General features: G+C 69.9%; 14 protein-coding genes. 5 read left to right on the forward strand and 9 right to left on the reverse strand.

What is annotated here, in order from left to right:
• Positions 1 to 61 precede the first annotated feature (61 nt).
• Positions 62 to 1,036 (forward strand): tetratricopeptide repeat protein, encoded by a 975-nt coding sequence (locus DDE23_RS03595; RefSeq protein ID WP_107749996.1) that lies wholly within the window; start codon positions 62 to 64, stop codon positions 1,034 to 1,036.
• Here the strand turns inward: DDE23_RS03595 and der are convergent.
• The 3 genes from der to DDE23_RS03610 all read right to left on the reverse strand — a co-directional run bounded on the left by der (position 1,020) and on the right by DDE23_RS03610 (position 4,553).
• Positions 1,020 to 2,492, reverse strand: a complete 1,473-nt coding sequence (gene der, locus DDE23_RS03600) for a ribosome biogenesis GTPase Der (protein WP_107749997.1) — start codon at positions 2,490 to 2,492, stop codon at positions 1,020 to 1,022. The genes DDE23_RS03595 and der overlap by 17 nt on opposite strands.
• Before the next feature lie 61 nt (positions 2,493 to 2,553).
• A complete protein-coding gene (locus tag DDE23_RS03605) occupies positions 2,554 to 3,876 on the reverse strand; it encodes an outer membrane protein assembly factor BamB family protein (RefSeq protein ID WP_107749998.1) in 1,323 nt (440 codons plus the stop codon).
• A gap of 17 nt (positions 3,877 to 3,893) precedes the next feature.
• A complete protein-coding gene (locus DDE23_RS03610) occupies positions 3,894 to 4,553 on the reverse strand; it encodes a hypothetical protein (RefSeq protein ID WP_107749999.1) in 660 nt (219 codons plus the stop codon).
• Between the two features lie 380 nt (positions 4,554 to 4,933).
• Here DDE23_RS03610 and DDE23_RS03615 point away from each other — a divergent pair, with 380 nt between their 5' ends.
• Together DDE23_RS03615 and DDE23_RS03620 are read left to right on the forward strand one after the other, a co-directional pair.
• Positions 4,934 to 6,082, forward strand: coding sequence for an efflux RND transporter periplasmic adaptor subunit (locus DDE23_RS03615; RefSeq protein WP_107750000.1), 1,149 nt, complete (start codon positions 4,934 to 4,936; stop codon positions 6,080 to 6,082).
• A 4-nt stretch (positions 6,083 to 6,086) separates the two neighbouring features.
• On the forward strand, positions 6,087 to 9,803 hold the full coding sequence (locus DDE23_RS03620) for an efflux RND transporter permease subunit (RefSeq protein WP_107750001.1): 3,717 nt from the start codon (positions 6,087 to 6,089) through the stop codon (positions 9,801 to 9,803).
• A 275-nt stretch (positions 9,804 to 10,078) separates the two neighbouring features.
• Here DDE23_RS03620 and DDE23_RS03625 read toward each other — a convergent pair whose 3' ends face one another.
• Entirely contained in the window at positions 10,079 to 10,855 is a 777-nt protein-coding gene (locus tag DDE23_RS03625) for a heme-dependent oxidative N-demethylase family protein (RefSeq protein ID WP_107750002.1), read from the reverse strand.
• 81 nt (positions 10,856 to 10,936) lie between these two features.
• Between DDE23_RS03625 and dddP the strand changes: the two genes are divergently transcribed.
• Complete coding sequence (gene dddP, locus DDE23_RS03630) at positions 10,937 to 12,271, forward strand: dimethylsulfonioproprionate lyase DddP (RefSeq protein WP_107750003.1); 1,335 nt, start codon at positions 10,937 to 10,939, stop codon at positions 12,269 to 12,271.
• Positions 12,272 to 12,645: 374 nt separating this feature from the next.
• Here dddP and DDE23_RS03635 read toward each other — a convergent pair whose 3' ends face one another.
• From DDE23_RS03635 to DDE23_RS03650, 4 genes are all read right to left on the reverse strand, one after another.
• Entirely contained in the window at positions 12,646 to 13,482 is an 837-nt protein-coding gene (locus tag DDE23_RS03635) for a hypothetical protein (RefSeq protein WP_107750004.1), read from the reverse strand.
• Positions 13,483 to 13,601: 119 nt separating this feature from the next.
• Positions 13,602 to 14,018, reverse strand: a complete 417-nt coding sequence (locus DDE23_RS03640; protein WP_133239515.1) for a hypothetical protein — start codon at positions 14,016 to 14,018, stop codon at positions 13,602 to 13,604.
• 154 nt (positions 14,019 to 14,172) lie between these two features.
• A complete protein-coding gene (gene glnA / locus DDE23_RS03645) occupies positions 14,173 to 15,579 on the reverse strand; it encodes a type I glutamate--ammonia ligase (protein ID WP_107750006.1) in 1,407 nt (468 codons plus the stop codon).
• A gap of 34 nt (positions 15,580 to 15,613) precedes the next feature.
• Positions 15,614 to 15,952 carry a P-II family nitrogen regulator gene (locus DDE23_RS03650; RefSeq protein WP_107750007.1) on the reverse strand — a complete coding sequence of 113 codons (339 nt, stop codon included), beginning with the start codon at positions 15,950 to 15,952 and terminating at the stop codon, positions 15,614 to 15,616.
• Between the two features lie 182 nt (positions 15,953 to 16,134).
• On the opposite strand from DDE23_RS03650, the gene DDE23_RS03655 reads away from it, so the two are divergent.
• Positions 16,135 to 17,781, forward strand: coding sequence for an NAD(P)H-hydrate dehydratase (locus DDE23_RS03655; protein ID WP_107750008.1), 1,647 nt, complete (start codon positions 16,135 to 16,137; stop codon positions 17,779 to 17,781).
• Positions 17,782 to 17,814: 33 nt separating this feature from the next.
• On the opposite strand, the gene DDE23_RS03660 is transcribed toward DDE23_RS03655, so the two are convergent.
• Positions 17,815 to 18,318, reverse strand: coding sequence for a Hint domain-containing protein (locus DDE23_RS03660; protein ID WP_107750009.1), 504 nt, complete (start codon positions 18,316 to 18,318; stop codon positions 17,815 to 17,817).
• Positions 18,319 to 18,330 lie beyond the last annotated feature (12 nt).

Raw genomic sequence — 18,330 nt, forward strand, 5'->3', positions numbered from 1 at the left:
GCGGGGAACAGCAGGGCACGGCGTCTGCGGGGCAGGGTGGGGCATACCCAAGGAGCCCGTCATGGTCGAAACCGTCGCTGCCCTGATCGCCGATGCCGAGAGGCTGACAACCCATCACCGCCCGGATGCGGCCGCAACGAGGCTGCGCCGGGCGCTGGCCTTTGACGGGCCGAGCCTTGAGGACCGGGCACGGCTGAACCTGGCGCTGGCCCGGTCCCTGTGGGCGCTGCGCGACGGCGAGGCGGCGCTGGATGCGGTCTGCGCGGCGATGGTGATCGACCTGCCCGAGGTGCTGCCGGATCTGGCCGCGGTGCTGGGGCAGATGCCGGCGCCCTCGGTTCAGGGGGCGCTGCGGCTGGTCCGGGCCCGGGCCATGGCCGGGCTGTCCGGTGCGCCTCTGGCCGGGGTGCTGGCGGTCAGCGGCCAGCATCTGCTGGCGCTGGCCACGACCTGTGACCATGGCAGCACGCGTCCCGACCGCGCCCGGGAGCAGGCGCTGGCGGGTGAGGCTTTCGCCGATCTGACGGCGGCGCTGGCCTTTCCGCAGCCCGAGGCGGTTCACGCGGCCCGGGCCGAGGCTTGCGCCCGCAGCGGCGCGCATCGCGAGGCGGCGGCGCTCTGGCAGCGGGTCGGGCAGGAGTTCGGGCTGCCGGTGGCCTTCGCCCGGCAATCCAACGCCCTGATGGCGCTGGAGGATTGGGTCGGCGCGGCGCGGGCCTATGCCTGGTACGAGGCGGGCGGGGCGGAACCCCTCTGGTCGGCGGGCGCGGCCCGGGCCGAGGCGCTGCTGGACGAGGGGCGGGCCGCCGAGGCCATCGCGCCCGCCCGCATGGCGCTGAAGGCCTCGCGCGACCGGCAGGACGCGCGCTTCGCGGCGCTGGCCGGGGGCGCGCTGGGACGGGCGCTGGCGGCCACGGGGCAGGGGGCAGCGGCCCGGCGCGTACTGCGCGAGGCTCTGCCGCTGTTGCGCGAGGAATGGGGCGAGGGCATCGCCCAGGTCGCAGCCGCCGAGGCGGCGCTCAGCGCCCTGGGTTGATGTGCTTCTTCAGCCGCGAGGGCTGGCTGGTCTTGCGGCCCTGATAGGGGTTCTTCTTCGCATCCGAGCGGAAGAACAGGCGAATCGGCGTGCCGGGCATGTCGAAGCGTTCGCGCAGCCCGTTGACCAGATAGCGGCGATAGGCCTCGGGCAGTTCCTCGGGGTGCGAACATTTCACCACGAAACCCGGGGGGCGCGTCTTGGCCTGGGTGATGTATTTCAGCTTGATGCGGCGGCCGCCGGGGGCGGGCGGGGGATGCGCCTCGGTCATCGCGCCCAGCCATTGGTTGAGGCGCGAGGTGCCGACGCGGCGGTTCCAGATCGCATGCGCCCGCAGGATCGCGGCATGCAGACGGTCCAGCCCCCGGCCGGTCTTGGCCGAAACGGTGACCAGCGGCGCGCCTTTCAGCTGCGGCAAGGCGCGCTCGAACATCTCGAGCAGCGCTTTCAGCTTGTCCTGCTTGTCGTCCTCGAGGTCCCATTTGTTGACCGCGACGACGACGGCGCGGCCCTCGGTCTCGGCGAGGTCGGCGATGCGCAGGTCCTGCGTTTCGAACGGGATCTGGGCGTCGAGCAGCACGACCACGACTTCGGCGAATTTCACGGCGCGCAGGCCATCCGCAACCGACAGCTTCTCCAGCTTGTCCGTCACCCGGGCGCGGCGCCGCATCCCGGCCGTATCGAACAGCCGCATGGGCGTCTGGTTCCAGGTGAAGGGCAGGGCGATGGAATCGCGGGTGATCCCGGCCTCCGGCCCGGTCAGCAAGCGGTCCTCGCCGATGATCTTGTTGATGAGCGTGGATTTTCCGGCGTTCGGGCGGCCGATCACCGCGACCTGGAGGGGGCGCTTTTCGGTGGGGGCCCAGACCGGGGCCTCTTCACCCTCGGTGTTGTCGTCCTCGCTGTCCTCGGCGATGGAGACATCGGTCTCCGGCGCCTCGGCGGCGGCGCGTTCCTCGAAGGTGGCGGCCAGCGGCAGGAGTTCGTGGTAAAGCTCGTCGATCCCGGCGCCGTGTTCGGCGGACAGGCGAATGGGCTCGCCCAGACCCAGCGAGAAGGCCTCGAGATAGCCGCCCTCGGCCGCGTTGCCCTCGGACTTGTTGGCGGCGAGGATGACGTGGCGCGCCCGGCGGCGGAGGATGTCGGCGAAGATCTCGTCGGCCGGGGTCACCCCCACCCTCGCGTCGATCATGAAGAGGCACACATCAACCATCTCGACCGCGCGTTCGGTCAGGCGGCGCATCCGGCCTTGCAGGCTGTCGTCGGTCACATTCTCCAGCCCCGCGGTGTCGATCACCGTGAAGCGCAGGTTGTGCAGACGCGCCTCGCCCTCGCGCAGGTCGCGCGTGACGCCGGGCTGGTCGTCGACCAGGGCCAGCTTCTTGCCGACGAGGCGGTTGAAGAGCGTGGACTTGCCCACGTTCGGGCGGCCCACGAGGGCGAGGGTGAAGCTCATGATCTACTCGGGTTCAGCGCAAGCCGCCCCGATACGCGGGACTGCCGCGTTTGTAAAGCGCTCAGCGGTAGGCGAGCAGATCCCCGTCGCGGCTGAGGATGTACATGATGCCGCCCGCAACGATCGGGGCCGAGGCCGCGCCGCCGGGAATCTCGATCTCGGCGGTGGTGTTGCCCGAGACAGGATCGAAGCCCCTGAGCACCCCGTCGCCCGACGCGACCCAGAGCCGTCCGCCGGCCAGGACCGGCCCGTGCTGCGGATAGATCGCCAGACGGCGGCGCACGCGGGACGTGGTGTAGAGCGGCAGCTCATGCGCCCAGATCAGCGAGCCGTCGCTGGCGTCGAGCCGGAGCAGGCGGTTCTGGTCGGACACGAGGAAGACCGAGCCGCCCACCGGCCAGACCGGGGCGTTGGCGCCTTCCTCGACCGACCAGATGGTGGCGCCGCTGCGGGCGTCCATGGCGAAGACCCGGCCCGATTGGTTCGCGGCATAGATGCGGTTGCCCTCGACCACGGGATCGCCGGTCAGCGCCGGGATCGTACCCAGCGCGGCGCCGGTGCGGCGGCCTGCGGCGACCGTGGTCCAGAGGAGCCCGCCGTTCGAGCGGCGCACGGCGGTCAGTTCCCCGGCCTGGGTCGGGAAGACCACGGCTTCCCCGGCGATGGCCGGGGCCGAGCCGCGGGCGATGGTCGACAGCGCGGGCGTGCCGGCCAGGGTCCATTCGATGCGGCCCGTCGCGGCGTCGAGGCCCCAGAGGGTCGAATCGATGGCCGTGACATAGACCCGGTTGTCGGCGACCGCGGGCGAGCCGGTCAGCGGCGCCGCGAAATCGGTGCGCCAGATCTCTTGCCCGGTCGCGGCATCGAGCGCGGCCAGATAGGCCTGGGCCGAGGCGACGAAGACCCGGCCCCCCGCCACGGCCAGCGAGCCGCCCGAGGCCGAGGAGCGCGCATCGCGGGACGGCGTGAGGTCCGTGCCCCAGAGCACCGCGCCCGAGGGCGAGGTCGCCTGCACATGGGCGCGGGCGTCGAGCGTGTAGACGCGGCCGTCGGCATAGACCGGATCGGTGGTCAGGCGCGCGCGGCGGCTGTCGCCCTGGCCGATCGGGGTAGACCAGATCAGCTGCGGGCTGGCCGAGAGCGCGGGATGACCCGGGCGGCCGCCGGGCGTGCCCTGGCGCTGGCTCCAGCTGGCATTGGCGCTTTGCCCGGGCAGCGAGATCGGCAGACTGCGGTTGGCGGTCTCGGCGTCGCTGCCGCCCCAGGGGGCGCGCAGGTCGACGCGCTCGCCTTCCAGCGGGCGCTCGCGGTTGCAGGCAGCCAGCGCGCTGGTGGCCATCAGGGCGGCAAGGCCGGTCAGGGCGTGTCGGCGGGTCAGGCTCACGGTCGCTCTCCCTCGTCTCAGCCCAGATCGGTCGGCTGGGCGCCGCCGAGCAGGACGATCAGTTGCGCGACGCGGCGGCGCAGCCCGTCGGTCAATTCGGGTTCCTGGGCCAGCGCCTGCGCCTGTTGCAGCGCGGCGGCGCGGTCGCCCTGTTCCAGCGCCAGAAGCGCCAGTTGTTCCAGCGCCAGCGGCCGGAAGGTGCCGCCCGGCGCCGCAAGGCCCTGCAGCGTGGCGCGGCGGTCGTCGGCGGGAATCTCGGCGCCGCCGATCATCACCCGCTTCAGCGCGGCGATCTGGCGGTAGCTGAGCGGCAGAGTCGCGTCATTCTCGACCGCGGCGAGGGCGGTCAGCGTGCCGGGGCGGTCGCCCTCGGCCAGATCGGTGGCGGCGATGAGCAGGTTCAGGATGCCCTGGCGGTCGCCCGCGGCCGTCACCCCGCCCAGCGCGGCGCGGCGCGCCTCGGGGTCGGTCACGTCGAGCGCGGCAACCACCTGATCGCCAAAGGCTTCGGCGGCGGCACGGTCCTGGGCCTTGCGCCATTCGTTATAGGCGGCACCGCCCACCAGCACGATCACCAGCACGATGGCGATCCAGCCGTAGCGGCGCATGGCGGCGAACAGGCGGTCGCGCTTGAGTTCCTCGTTCACCTCGTCGATGAAGCTGTCGGGGTTGCTCACGTCTCGCCTCCGGGTCCTGCTGGGCAGCCCGCGAGGCGGGCTCGCGGCGCTTTGGTCCCCCTCTTAGCGCGGACCGGCCGGGCTGCCAAGCCTGCCGCCATCACCCCCGCGTGGGTTTGCCGCTTTTCACGTCAGCGCGGGGCAGGGCTGCCCCTGGGGCAGCGGCCGGGCGCAAGGGGCGGGGTGACGTGGCGGCAGGCCGCGCGCCGCGATTGCAAAAAAAAGGGGCTGGGAGTAATCCACCGGCCATAGCCTGCCTATATAAGGCACGCGCACGCCAGGGGCGTGGATCGCGGGGCGCCGGGGTCTGCGCCTTGCGGGTGACGCTTCCGGCGGCGCGAGAAATCCGGGCATGGGTCCGGGCAAGGATGGGTGTAGACATGCGAGTGGTCCCGCTGATTACCGCCACGCTGGTGCTGGTGTTGCTGTACCTGTTCGTGATGGAGCGCGAGACGCTGCTGTCCTGGGTCGGCGTCGAGCCCGCCCCGGTCGAGGCTGCGGCGCCCGCCGGGGCGGCGATGGCCGCGCCGGTGGCCGAGGATCTGCCCTTTGCCGTGGTCGTCGAGCATCTGGTCGAGCGTGACCTCGAAAGCGCCATCGTTCTGCGCGGGCGCACCGCCGCCTCGCGCTCGGTCGAGGTTCGGGCCCAGACCACGGGTCTGGTGATCTCGTCGCCGCTGGCGCGGGGCTCGATGGTGGCCGAGGGCGATGTGCTCTGCGAACTCGATCCCGGCACCCGGGCGGCCTCGATGGCCGAGGCGCGGGCGCGGCTGGCGGGGGCCGAGGCCGGTCTGGCCGAGGCCGAGCTGAACCGCGCCACCGCCACCCGGCTGGCCGAGGGTGGGTTCCGCGCCCAGAACACCACCGCCAGCGCCGACGCCGCGCTCGAAGGCGCGCGCGCCTCGGTCGAGGCGGCGCATGCGGGCGTCGAGGCGGCGCAGGCCGAGCTGGACCGCCTGACCATCACCGCGCCCTTTGCCGGGCTGGTCGAGGCCGATCCGGCCGAGACGGGCAGCCTGATGCAGGCGGGCGGGCTCTGCGCCACGGTGATCCAGCTCGATCCGCTGCTGATCGTGGGCTATGCCGCCGAGGCGCAGATCGACCGGCTGGCGGTGGGGGCCATGGCGGGCGCGCAGCTGCCCAGCGGCGAGCAGGTTGTGGGGCAGGTGACCTTCCTCGCCCGCGCCGCCGATCCCGCGACCCGGACCTTCCGCGTCGAGGTGACGGTGCCGAACCCCGATTTCGCCATCCGCGACGGGCTGAGCGCCGACATGCTGGTCGCCGCCACCGCGACGCGCGGCCATTTGGTGCCGGGTTCGGCGCTGACCATCAACGACGAGGGCGAGCTGGGCCTGCGGCTGGTCGATGCCGAGAGCCGCACCTTCTTCCAGCCGGTGCGCGTGCTGCGCGACGCGCCGCAGGGTTTCTGGGTCGATGGTCTGCCGACCGAGGCCGATGTCATCGTGGTCGGTCAGGAATATGTCACCGACGGGATCGAGGTGCGGGTGACGCGCCGCGGGGAGGAATAGCGCGATGTCGGGCATGATCGACTGGGCCGCGGCCCGCGCCCGCATGGTTCTGGCCTTCGTGGCGCTGACGCTGGCCGCGGGGCTCATGGCCTATGTCGGCCTGCCCAAGGAGGGCGAGCCCGATATCGAGGTGCCCGCGCTGTTCATCTCGGTCCCGTTCCAAGGGATTTCCGCCAGCGATTCCGAGACCTTGCTGGTCCGGCCGATGGAGCAGGAACTCTCGGGCCTGACCGGGCTTACCGACATGACGGCGACGGCGTATCAGGGCTATGCCTCGGTCGTGCTGGAATTCGAATTCGACTGGGACAAGAACGCGACCATCGCCGACGTGCGCGACCGGATGAGCCGGGCGGCGACGAATTTCCCCGAAGGCGCCGACAGTTACACGATCAACGAATTCAACTTCAGCCAGTTCCCCATCGTCATCGTGGCGGTGGCGGGCGATGTGCCCGAACGCACCCTGATGCGCGCCGCGACCGATCTGCAGCGCGCCATCGAGGGGGTGGACGCGGTGCTCAGCGCCGAGGTGGCGGGCACCCGCGACGAGATGGTCGAGGTGGTGATCGACCCCTTGCGGCTGGAAGCCTACAACGTCAGCGCCGGTGAGCTGATAAACGCCGTCACCCTGAACAACCAGCTGGTGGCCGCGGGCGAGATCGAAACCGAGAGCGGGCGCTTCTCTCTGTCGCTGCCGGGCTCGTTCGAGGATATCCAGGACATCTACGAGCTGCCGATCAAGGTGAACGGCGACCGCACGGTGACGCTGGGCGATCTGGCGACGATCCACATGACCTTTCAGGACCGCACCGGCACGGCGCGCTTCAATGGCGAGCCGACGCTGGCCCTTCAGGTGGTCAAGCGCAAGGGCTTCAACCTGATCGACACGGTGGCCGCGGTGCGCGCCGCCATCGACGCCGAGGTCGCCACCTGGCCCCAGGCGCTGCAACAGACCATCCATGTGACGCCCGCGCTCGACCGCAGCTATCAGGTCGCCTCGATGATCGACCAGCTCGAAGGCTCGGTGCTGACGGCGATCGCGCTGGTCATGATCGTGGTGCTGGCCTCGCTCGGCACCCGCACGGCGCTGCTGGTCGGCTTCTCGATCCCGTCCTCGTTCCTTCTGTCCTTCATTCTGCTGGGGATCATGGGGGTGACGATCTCGAACATCGTCATGTTCGGCCTGATCCTGGCCGTGGGGATGCTGGTCGACGGCGCCATCGTCGTCGCCGAATACGCCGACAACCAGATCGCCGAGGGCAAGGGGCCGATGGCCGCTTATACCACGGCCGCCAAACGCATGTTCTGGCCGGTCGTCTCCTCGACCGCGACGACGCTCTGCGCCTTCCTGCCGATGCTGTTCTGGCCGGGCGTGGCGGGCGAGTTCATGGGCATGCTGCCGGTCACGCTGATCTTCGTGCTGGCCTCGTCGCTGATCGTGGCGCTGATCTATCTGCCGATCCTGGGCGGCGTCACCGGTCGCATCGCGCGGCGCTTCGACCAGATCGCGCAGGGGCTGCGGCGCCTGCCCTGGCTGGCGCGCGTGCCGGTCATGCTGCTGGCGCTGGCCCTGCTGGCGGGCGGGGTGGTGGCGATGCTGAACCCGGGGCTGCTGTTCCCCGATCCGGCCGCGCGGCTGGCGATGGGGGCGCTGGCCGTGGTGCCCGGCGCGCTAGGCATGGCGCTGGGCGCGGCGGGCATGTCGATCACGCTGAACGCGCTGAAGCCGCGGGCCCGGCCGAAACCCGTGGACGCCACCTATCGCCACACGCTGTTCGGCTGGATCACCAAGCTGATCGTCGGCAATCCGGTGATGCCCTTCGTCGCCACCGCCACCATCGTCTTCGCCGTCTGGCAGGTATTCACCTATTACGGCGAGAACAATTACGGCGTCGATTTCTTCGTCGAGACCGAGCCCGAGCAGGGCATCGTCTATGTCCGTGCCCGCGGCAACCTGTCGCTCGCCGAAAAGGACGCCATGCTGGCCCAGGTCGAGGCCATCGTGCTGGAGGAACCCGGCGTCGCCGCGAGCTTCGCCTTCGGCGGCTCGGGCGGGCTCAATTCCAACACCGGCGGCGGGCAGGCGCCCCGCGACGCCGTCGGCCAGATCCAGTTCGAACTGGTCAACTGGGATCAGCGCGGCGGCCATCCCGAGATGCTGGGCCAGGCGATCCTCGACCGGATGGAGGCGCGCTTCCAGCAGATCCCGGGGATCATCACCGAATACATGATCATGTCGGGGGGGCCCGCCTCGGCCAAGCCGATCCATCTGCGGCTGACCGGGCAGGATTTCGACGCGCTGGGTCAGGCGGTCGACATCGTGCAGGCCCGCATGCGCGAGATCGGCGGCATCACCGGCATCGAGGACAGCCGCCCCTTGCCCGGCATCGACTGGGAAATCCGCGTCGATACGGCGATGGCCGGACGGTTCGGGGCGGATGTGGCGACGGTCGGCGGCATGGTGCAGCTGGTCACCCGCGGCATCATGCTGGACACGATGCGGGTCGAGACCTCGGACGAGGAAATCGAGATCCGCGTCCGCCTGCCCGAGGAAGACCGCCTGCTGGCGACGCTGGACACGCTGCGGGTGCCTACGGCGCGCGGGCTGGTGCCGCTCTCCAACTTCGTCACCCGCGCCCCGGTGGCGCTGCGCGGCACCATCGACCGCTACGGCGAGGAACGCTATTTCGACGTCAAGGCCGATGCCGCGCCCGCCATGCTGAGCGTGGTCGATGCCGGGGGGCAGAGCCTGCGGCTGGTGCCGGCGGCGCAGGTCGATCCGCGGCTGCATCCGGCGGGCTCGGCCGAGGCCGAAGCCGCGCGCGCGGCCCGGGCCGAAATTACCGGGGCCGGGCAGCATCTGGTGCCGGTCACGCCCTCGGAACGGATCGCGGCGCTGACCCAATGGCTCACCGCCGAGACGCCGCTGCCCGACGGCGTCAACTGGCAATGGACCGGCGAGCAGCAGGACCAGGAAGAGACCGGCGCCTTCCTCGGCGTCGCCTTCAGCGCGGCGCTGGGGCTGATGTTCATCATCCTGCTGGCGCAGTTCAACAGCTTCTACAACGCCATTCTGGTGCTGCTGGCGGTGGTTCTGTCCACGGCGGGCGTGCTGATCGGCATGCTGGTGATGGGGCAGAGCTTTTCCATGATCATGACCGGCACGGGCGTGGTGGCGCTGGCCGGGATCGTGGTGAACAACAACATCGTGCTGATTGATACCTATCAGGAATTCGTCCGCTACATGCCGCGGCTCGAGGCCATCGTGCGCACGGCGGAACAGCGGCTGCGGCCGGTGCTGCTGACCACGATCACCACCATGGCGGGGCTGGCCCCGATGATGCTGGGGCTTTCCATCGATTTCGTGAATGGCGGCTACACGATCGACAGCCCGACCTCGATGTGGTGGAAACCGCTGGCGACGGCGGTGGTCTTCGGGCTCGGCGTCTCGACGGTGCTGACGCTGGTGCTGACCCCGGCGCTGCTGGCGGTCCGGGTCTGGGTCGAGGCCTTCTTCAAGGCGGTGCTGCCCTTCCTGCGCTCGCTGGCCGGGGGACGCGCGCGCGACGACCGCAGGCTCAAGCGCCGCACTGGCCGCGTGCGCCATGCCGAGATCATCTGGGACCCGACTGGCGCCCCCGCCGCGCCCGCCTCGGTCCCGGAAAAGCGCCCCGAGACACCCGTCCGCGGGGCCCCCGGCACGCCCCGCCACGCGGCGGAATAGGCGAGGTGTTTCGCCCTCGTTGCCCGCTGCCGCGGGCGCCTCGGGCGACCAACGGCGCGGCGTGCCGCCGCGCCGAAGAAGGGGGGCTTTCTGCCCCCCTCTTGGCCTGAAGGCCAATTCACCCCCCGAGGATATTTGCAGCGCAAAGAAGTCGGCGTAACGCCCTCTTAATCTTCATCTTTGTTCTTCAAATATCCACGGGGTTTCCAAAGGGGGGCGTACCCCCCTTTGGGCAGGGGGTGCGGGGGGCGGCAGCCCCCCGCATGACCCGGCCTCTACCGTGGCCGGGCCGAAAAGGCCGCCTCTTCCTCGGCCGTCAGCATTTCGCGCGCCACGACATACGTGTGGATCGAGAAGATCACCGCCTGCGTCCGGGGCAGCCGCATCAGCCCCTGCCGTTCGCTGCGGATGAAACCGCGCGGGCCTTCGGGCTTCTCCCGCCGGTTGGCCTCGGACCGCGGCTGGTAGAGCGAGGGATCGACGTAATCGAGCACATTCGCCCGCCAGAGCGGCTGCCCGACCCGCACCGCGTCGAACAGCCGCTGCACGCGGGCCGCGAGCCCCTCGTCATAGACCGAGACCGGGCGGTGGATGCCGGGCAGGCCGCGGCCGAGTTTCTCGACCAGCGTCCAGCTGGCGGGAAAACAGAGCACGGCGGCGGTCAGGACATGATGCCCCTCGGGACCCGCTTCCATGACGCAGAGATCCTCCTGCACCAGCTGCCCCAGCCGGGCGAGCACCGGGCCGCCATCCGCCACCAGCCGCCCGTCCGGGCAGCGCCAGGCCGCCCCCTCACGGGCGAAGCCGAGGCCGGGCAACCGTGCCTCCACCGCCTCGGCCAGTTCCGCCACCGCCGGTTCCGAACCGGGCAGGGCTCCGGTCACCGCCCCGGGCTCGCCGGCGATCAGCCGTGCGCGTTCCGCCATCTGCCCGGCATAGGCCTCGTCCACCCGCAGCCAATCCTCCGGGTCCATGGGCAGGATCCCCGGCAGCCGGGTCAGGCGCGGGTCCATCCAGACCTTGAAGGGCAGGGAATCGTGCAAAATCGCCATGGGATCGGGGCTCCGGGTCGCGTTCAGGCCAGACCCGCCCCCGGCCCCGCGCGAGGCTTCCCGGGGACAGGAGGCGCGACGATGGACCACTACCGAGACCGGCGCAAGATCGACCCCGGCCGCGGCGAGACGCTGGCGGACGGCACGCCGAACGACAACGACCGGGTCGAGATCGGACCCACGCAGCTGGCCTTCCGCGAATGGGCCGAGGCGGGGCTGGCGCTGCCGGACCTGGCGCGGATGCGGCGCTACCGGCTGGACCGGCTGGTGGCGGCCCTGCAGGCGCGCGACATCGGCGGGCTGCTGCTGTTCGACCCGCTGAACATCCGCTACGCGACCGACACGACCAACATGCAGCTGTGGAACAGCCACAACCCGTTCCGCGCCTGTCTGGTCTGCGCCGACGGGCATATGGTGGTCTGGGAATACAAGCAATCGCCCTTCCTCGTGACCTTCAACCCGCTGGTGGCGGAGCTGCGGCACGGCGCGTCCTTCTTCTATGCGGTGACCGGCGACAAGGGCGAGGACGCCGCCCGGGGCTTCGCCGGTCAGGTGGACGAGGTGATGCGGGCCCATGCCGGGGCGAACCGGCGGCTCGCGGTCGACAAGATCATGGTCGCGGGGCTCAGGGCGCTGGAACGCGCGGGATTCGCGGTGCTGGAAGGCGAGGAGGTGACCGAACGCACCCGCGCGGTGAAGGGCCCGGACGAGATCCTGGCCATGCGCTGCGCCCACCACGCCTGCGAGGCGGCGATGGCCGGGATGGAGGCCTTCGCCAGGGCCGAGATCCCGAAAGGCGGGGTCAGCGAGGATGATGTCTGGGCCGAGCTTCACCGCGGCAACATCCGCCGCGGCGGCGAATGGATCGAGACGCGGCTTCTGGCCTCGGGTCCCCGGACCAACCCCTGGTTCCAGGAATGCGGGCCCCGGATCATCCAGCCGAATGAGATCGTGGCTTTCGACACCGACCTGATCGGCTGCTACGGCATCTGCATCGACATCAGCCGCACCTGGTGGGTGGGCGAGGGGCGGCCGACCAACGCCATGGTCTCGGCCATGCAGCACGCGATGGACCATATCCGGACCAATATGGCGATGCTGAAACCCGGCGTCGCGATCGAGGACCTGGTGCGGGGCGGGCATCAGCTGGCACCGGAATACTGGGCGCAGAAATATTCCTGCAAGATGCATGGGGTCGGGCTCTGCGATGAATGGCCCTACGTGCCCTATCCCGACGGCTGGATCCCGGGGGCCTTCGACGCCGTGCTGGAGCCCGGCATGGTGCTCTGCGTCGAGGCACTGGTCTCGCCCGAGGGCGGGGATTTCTCGATCAAGCTCGAGGAACAGGTGCTGATCACCGAGACGGGGTATGAGAACCTGACGCGGTATCCGTTTGATCCGGCTCTGTTGGGGTGAGCGCGCTCGGACCATGAGGAAGCGGGGGGCCAGCCCCCTCGACTCCCGGCCGCGCCACGGGCGCGGCGTTCGCGGCGAGAGGCGCGCCACTGGCGCGTTCCCGAGACGCCGCTCACCCCCCGCCAAAGGGGACCCTCGGGCCCCCTTTGGAAACCCCCGAGGATATTTAGAGAACAAAGATGAAGATTAAGAGGGTACTAAGCCCCATCTTTGTTCTTCAAATATTCTCGGGGGGTGAATGCCCGCAGGGCAGAGGGGGGCAGACGGCCCCCCTTTCTTCGGCGCGGCGAAGCCGCGCCGCTGGTCGCCCGAGGCGCCCGCGGCAGCGGGCAACGAGGGCGAAACACCTCCCCCGTCTTTCAGGGCGGGCCGTTTCAGCCGACACCGCCGAGGCCGGTGAGGGCAGGGAGAAGGCTGGTCCAGAGGGAGGCGGCCCGGCGGTTGGCGTGTTTCTGTTCCGGCCCGGTGTCGCGCAGTGCGGCGGTCACCCGGTCGGAGGCGCGGTCGAGGCGGGGCAGGAGGGGCGCGCGCCCCGGGGGCTCGCGTCTGCCGAAGAGGCGGCCGAGGCTGGCGGCGTCGGCGCGGTCCTGGCGGGTGACGGGGTCGGGGGGGGACGCGTCCGTCATCAGCGCGCTCGCGCCTGGGCGGGGCAGGGCCAGACGGTCGCTGCGGGGCGGGGTCAGGGGCACGCGGGCATCGCCCGGTTGCAGCAGCAGATCGACCCCGGCGCGGCGGAATTCCTCGGTCGTGAGCACCAGGCCGCCGGGTTGCCAGACCAGCATCGAGGGCGCCGTGGCCTCGATCACCGGCAGCAGGCAGAAGCGGCCCTCCTCGGCGAGGGTCCGCATCGCCTCGTCCAGGTCGAGGATCGGTGCGCCACGGCGGCGCAGGAGGAACCCCATGGCGTGGCGGTGGATGCGCAGCGTCCGTCCCAGATGCACGCGGGCGAAATCCGGCGCCTCGCCCATCGGCGGGCGCAGCAGGCCCTGCATCGAGGTGAAGGGCAGCGGCGCCTCGGCCACGGTCAGCACCAGCTCATAGGGGTCGGTGCGCAGCCGCAGCGTCGAGGGGGTCAGCTTGATCGCGGCGATGCGCCGCCCTTCGCTGCGCAGGTCGTCGAGCAGGTATTGCATGGCCTGCACCAGATCGGGCGCCTTGTCGCGCGGCCCGAAGAGCATGGTCGCCCCGGCAATCCCCGATCCCTTGCGCATGGTGCCCCTTCTCCGCCGCGCCGGGTTGGGGCGCAGGGTCGGAGGATAGCAAAAGGCGGCTCTGGCTTCCCCCCTGAAATTCTTACAATTTCAGTACACTTGTCGGGGCGGCGGCCGGGTCAGAAGGGCAGGCGGAAGCCGAGATCCAGCGCCCAGAGGCGCAGCTGCAGGATCAACGGATCGAGGATGTCGGTCTGCTGCGCCAGCACGATCACGATGATCCCGAAGATGATCAGCGAGCGCAGGAACCCCATCAGCCCGCCGAGCGCGCTTTCGGCGCGGCGCGTGGCGCTGCCCGGGGCCGGGCTGGCCGCCGGGGTGGCGGCGGTGCGGCTTCTGCCGCTGGTGCTGGACCAGGGGGCGGCGGGCTGCTGCACGCCGGCGGTGGCCGGTCGGGCCTTTTCCGTCCGCGCGCCCGAGGCACGGGCGGGCTGGGGCGCGGCGCTGCGCGCGGGCATCGCGTCCAGCAGGTAGTCGCGGCGCGTGAGGTCCCGGTTCGAAGGGTGGCGCACGTCGAGGGGGTGATATTTGCTCATGGTGTTCCCGATCCGGGCCGACTGGCCGGAGGCCATCCTACAACCCGCCTGCGCGGGGCAAAAGAGGCCACGGTGCGCGCCCACGCAAATGCGAGGTCACCCAAGCAGAAGGGGCGCCTTGCGGCGCCCCTCCGGGTCCTTCGATCCTGAGGGATCAGCAGGAATAGTACATCTGGTACTCAATCGGGTGCGGCGTGTGCTCGTAGGCGTAGACCTCTTCCCACTTGAGCGCCATGTAGCCCTCGAGCTGGTCCTTGGTGAACACGTCGCCGGCCAGCAGGAAGTCCATGTCCTTCTCCAGCTCCTCCAGCGCCTCGCGCAGCGAGCCGCAGACGGTCGGGATCTGGGCCAGTTCTTCCGGCGGCAGGTCGTAGAGGTCCTTGTCCGAGGCTTCGCCCGGGTGGATCTTGTTCTTGATGCCGTCGAGGCCGGCCATCAAGAGGGCGGCGAAGGCCAGGTAGGGGTTCGCCGAGGGATCGGGGAAGCGGGCTTCGACGCGCTTGGCTTTCGGCGATTCGGTCCACGGAATACGCACGCAGCCCGAGCGGTTGCGGGCGGAATACGCGCGCAGAACCGGGGCTTCGAAGCCGGGGATCAGGCGCTTGTACGAGTTGGTCGAGGGGTTGGTGATGGCGTTGAGCGCCTTGGCGTGCTTCAGGATGCCGCCGATGAAGTAGAGCGCTTCCATCGACAGGTCGGCATATTGGTCGCCCGCGAAGAGCGGTTTGCCGTCCTTCCAGATCGACATGTTGACATGCATCCCCGAGCCGTTGTCGCCCTTCATGGGCTTGGGCATGAAGGTCGCGGTCTTGCCGTAGCCGGCAGCGACGTTGTGGATGATGTACTTGTATTTCTGGATGTTGTCGGCCTGTTCGACCAGACCGCCGAAGATCATGCCCAGCTCGTGCTGGCAGGTCGCGACCTCGTGGTGGTGCTTGTCGACCTTCATGCCGATCGACTTCATGGTCGACAGCATTTCCGAGCGGATGTCCTGGGCTTCGTCGATCGGGTTGACCGGGAAGTAGCCGCCCTTGTGGCCGGCGCGGTGGGCGAGGTTGCCGCCTTCGAATTCGGCATCCGTGTTCCAGGCCGCGGCATCGGCGTCGATCGAATAGCCGACTTTCGCCGGGGTGACCGAATAGCGCACGTCGTCGAACAGGAAGAACTCGGCCTCGGGGCCCGCGTAGAAGGTGTCACCGATCCCCGAGGATTTCAGGTAGGCTTCGGCCTTCTTGGCGGTCTGGCGCGGGCAGCGGTCATAGACTTCGCCGGTGTCGGGCTCGACCACGTCGCAATGGATGGCCAGCGTCTTCTCGGCGTAGAACGGGTCGAGGTAGACGCTCGTGGTGTCGGGCATCAGTTTCATGTCCGACTGATCGATGGATTTCCAGCCGGCGATCGACGAGCCGTCGAACATGAAGCCTTCTTCGAGGAAGTCCTCGTCCACCAGATCCGACACGACGGTCACGTGCTGGAGTTTGCCTTTGGGGTCGGTGAAACGGATGTCCACATATTCGACCTGTTCGTCGGCAATCAGCTTGAGAACTGATTCAACGCTCATACTAAGTCCCCTGGATTGTTAGAGAAGTTTAGGGTCAGACCGCATCTTCGCCGGATTCGCCGGTGCGGATGCGGATGACCTGTTCGACGGGCGAGACGAAGATCTTGCCGTCGCCGATCTTGTCGGTCCGCGCGGCGGCGATGATCGCCTCGATGGCGGCCTCGACCATGTCGTCGGTCAGCACCACCTCGATCTTGACCTTGGGAAGGAAGTCCACGACGTATTCGGCGCCACGGTAAAGTTCCGTGTGGCCTTTCTGGCGGCCAAAGCCCTTCACCTCGATCACCGACAGCCCCTGGATCCCGATGTCCTGCAGGGCCTCTTTCACTTCGTCGAGCTTGAAGGGCTTGATGATGGCTTCAATCTTTTTCATGCACGGTTCCCCCGTCCGGTTCGGGCACGGAGCCCAATGACCACGTTCACACCGGCACGACAATCCGCTAGCCTGCCGCAGGCCGGTTTTCCCCCGCCTGTCGGCAGGATTTGCCTAATCGTGCCTAAAAAACAAGCAAATGGCCCACCTGATGTGCGGGTTATGGATGATTGAGCGGCGAAATGACCGATTTGGTGACATCTGCACAAATGCGCGCCATCGAGCGAACGGCCTTTGAGTCGGGGGTTGTGACTGGCCTGGACCTGATGGAGCGCGCGGGTGAGGGGGTCGTGGCGGCGATTCAGATGCGCTGGCCGGACGCGCAGCGGGTCACCGTGCTCTGCGGGCCGGGCAACAACGGCGGCGACGGGTTCGTCGTGGCGCGGCTCTTGCGCGAGGCGGGCTGCGCGGTGAGGGTGCTGGCGGCGGCGGTGCCCGACAGGATGCCGCCCGACGCCGCCGAAAATGCGCGGCGGTGGCTGGAGGCGGGCGTCATACTGCCCCTGACACGCAAGACGTTGAACGATCCTGACTGGGGACGCTCCGATCTCTATGTCGATGCGATCTTCGGCACCGGGCTTTCGCGCCCGCCCAAAGGTGACATCGCCAGCGTCCTGTTGCGCCTCGGCGGCGCGAGCGGCGATGGCGAATACTACTCAAACCGGCTGGTGGCCATCGACGCACCTTCGGGCCTGTGTCTTGACAGCGGACGCATCCTCCTGGCCGGGGAATCGGTGCCCCATGCGGCGTTGACGGTGACCTTTCACTGCCTGAAGGCTGGGCACGTCCTGTCGCGCGGGCCCGAGGTCTGCGGCGAAGTCGTCGTGCACGATATCGGCCTTGAACCCTGGTTGCGAAATCGCAAAGGCATGAATTCGCAAGAGTTCGCCTGGTTCATGGCCGGGCGCACCCCTCCGCTTGGCCTGGTGTCTCCGCTTCCCTTCGAGAGGATGAACGCCGACGCGCGGGTCGGTTCGTTCATGATTGAGGCTCTGAACAAGTTTGGCCGACTGAGCGAGGAGACCCACAAATACACCTATGGACACGCGCTGGTCCTGACCGGCGGCATGGGCCGTACCGGGGCGGCGCGGCTGGCGGCGCGGGCGGCGCTCAGGGTCGGCGCCGGGCTGGTGACGCTGGGCGCGCCGGGCGGGGCGATGCTGGAATGCGCGGCGCAGATCACCGCGCTGATGCTGCGCCGGGTCGAGGGCGGCGGGGATCTGGCGGCGCTGCTCGGCGACCCTCGGATCACCGCGCTGTGCCTCGGGCCCGGGATGGGGGTGGAGCGGGCGGCGGAGATGCTGGCAGTGGTGCGGGAGGGTGGTGTGAAACCCCATCCTACGGTGGTGGTCGATGCCGATGGGCTGACCGCTCTGGGGCCGGTTGCGGCGCCCCTGCCGCCCGGCTGGGTGCTGACGCCGCACGGTGGGGAATTCGCGCGGCTCTTCCCCGATCTTGCCGCGAAACTGACGGCGCCAGCGGACACCGGCCCGGCCTATTCCAAGGTCGATGCGACGCGCGAGGCGGCGGCACGGGCGGGTTGTGTGGTGCTGTTCAAGGGGCCGGACACGGTGATCGCCGCGCCGGACGGGCGGGCGGCGGTGCATGCGGCGACGGGCGCGCGGGCGGTGCCCTGGCTGGCGACGGCGGGGGCGGGGGATGTGCTGGCCGGGCTGATCGCGGGGCTTTGCGCCCGCGGGCTCGGCGGGTTCGAGGCCGCCTGCGCCGCGGCCTGGCTTCACGTCGAGGCGGCGCGGGCCTTCGGGCCGGGCCTGATCGCCGAGGATCTGCCCGAGGCCCTGCCGGGGGTGTTGCGGGCGCTGGGGTAGGATGGGCAATATTGCCCATCCTACGGGCGCCGCTCAGTGCAGCCAGCGCTGATGCGCGGCGACCGGCGTGCGGGCGCTGGCGATCTCGTGCCCGCCCGCGCTGAACACCTGCGGCGCGTCGAAATGCAGCCGGATCAGCCGCAGCCGCGCCCGCGTCTCGCGTCGGACGAACAGGTCGTCGACCAGCGAGGCCGCCGGGGTCAGCATCTCGTCCTGGCCGTGCAGCACCATGGCCCGCCAGTCGCGGACCAGCACCTGCTGGTTGGCGGGCAGGGTCAGCGGCGCCCCGGCCTCGCCCCCGGTGGCGGCGGGGCTGTCGATCACCACCACCTCGACGCTCAGGGCCTCGAGGACCGAGGTCCCGCGCAGTTCCACCAGCCCGTTGCGGGTCTGGATCCGGTCGCCCGCCAGCAGGAATTCCACCGGCATCGGACCCTCGGCGGTCTCCACCAGCGTGCCGGGCAACAGCCCGGTCGGGCGCGAGCGGCGGGTGGCGAGGGGGAGGGGCGGCAAACTGGGGGCAAGCTGCGGAAGCATCGGGCGTCCTTT

The organism is Pararhodobacter aggregans (assembly GCF_003075525.1).
GTDB classification, from domain to species: Bacteria; Pseudomonadota; Alphaproteobacteria; order Rhodobacterales; family Rhodobacteraceae; genus Pararhodobacter; species Pararhodobacter aggregans.

Excerpts from the sequence above, each read along its gene's own strand:
- DDE23_RS03635 (WP_107750004.1), bottom strand. The coding sequence starts at position 13,482 with ATGCGCAAGGGATCGGGGATTGCCGGGGCGACCATGCTCTTCGGGCCG.
- DDE23_RS03660 (WP_107750009.1), bottom strand. The coding sequence starts at position 18,318 with ATGCTTCCGCAGCTTGCCCCCAGTTTGCCGCCCCTCCCCCTCGCCACC.
- DDE23_RS03640 (WP_133239515.1), bottom strand. The coding sequence starts at position 14,018 with ATGAGCAAATATCACCCCCTCGACGTGCGCCACCCTTCGAACCGGGAC.
- DDE23_RS03625 (WP_107750002.1), bottom strand. The coding sequence starts at position 10,855 with ATGGCGATTTTGCACGATTCCCTGCCCTTCAAGGTCTGGATGGACCCG.
- der (WP_107749997.1), bottom strand. The coding sequence starts at position 2,492 with ATGAGCTTCACCCTCGCCCTCGTGGGCCGCCCGAACGTGGGCAAGTCC.
- DDE23_RS03620 (WP_107750001.1), top strand. The coding sequence starts at position 6,087 with ATGTCGGGCATGATCGACTGGGCCGCGGCCCGCGCCCGCATGGTTCTG.
- DDE23_RS03650 (WP_107750007.1), bottom strand. The coding sequence starts at position 15,952 with ATGAAAAAGATTGAAGCCATCATCAAGCCCTTCAAGCTCGACGAAGTG.
- dddP (WP_107750003.1), top strand. The coding sequence starts at position 10,937 with ATGGACCACTACCGAGACCGGCGCAAGATCGACCCCGGCCGCGGCGAG.
- glnA (WP_107750006.1), bottom strand. The coding sequence starts at position 15,579 with ATGAGCGTTGAATCAGTTCTCAAGCTGATTGCCGACGAACAGGTCGAA.
- DDE23_RS03595 (WP_107749996.1), top strand. The coding sequence starts at position 62 with ATGGTCGAAACCGTCGCTGCCCTGATCGCCGATGCCGAGAGGCTGACA.
- DDE23_RS03615 (WP_107750000.1), top strand. The coding sequence starts at position 4,934 with ATGCGAGTGGTCCCGCTGATTACCGCCACGCTGGTGCTGGTGTTGCTG.
- DDE23_RS03655 (WP_107750008.1), top strand. The coding sequence starts at position 16,135 with ATGACCGATTTGGTGACATCTGCACAAATGCGCGCCATCGAGCGAACG.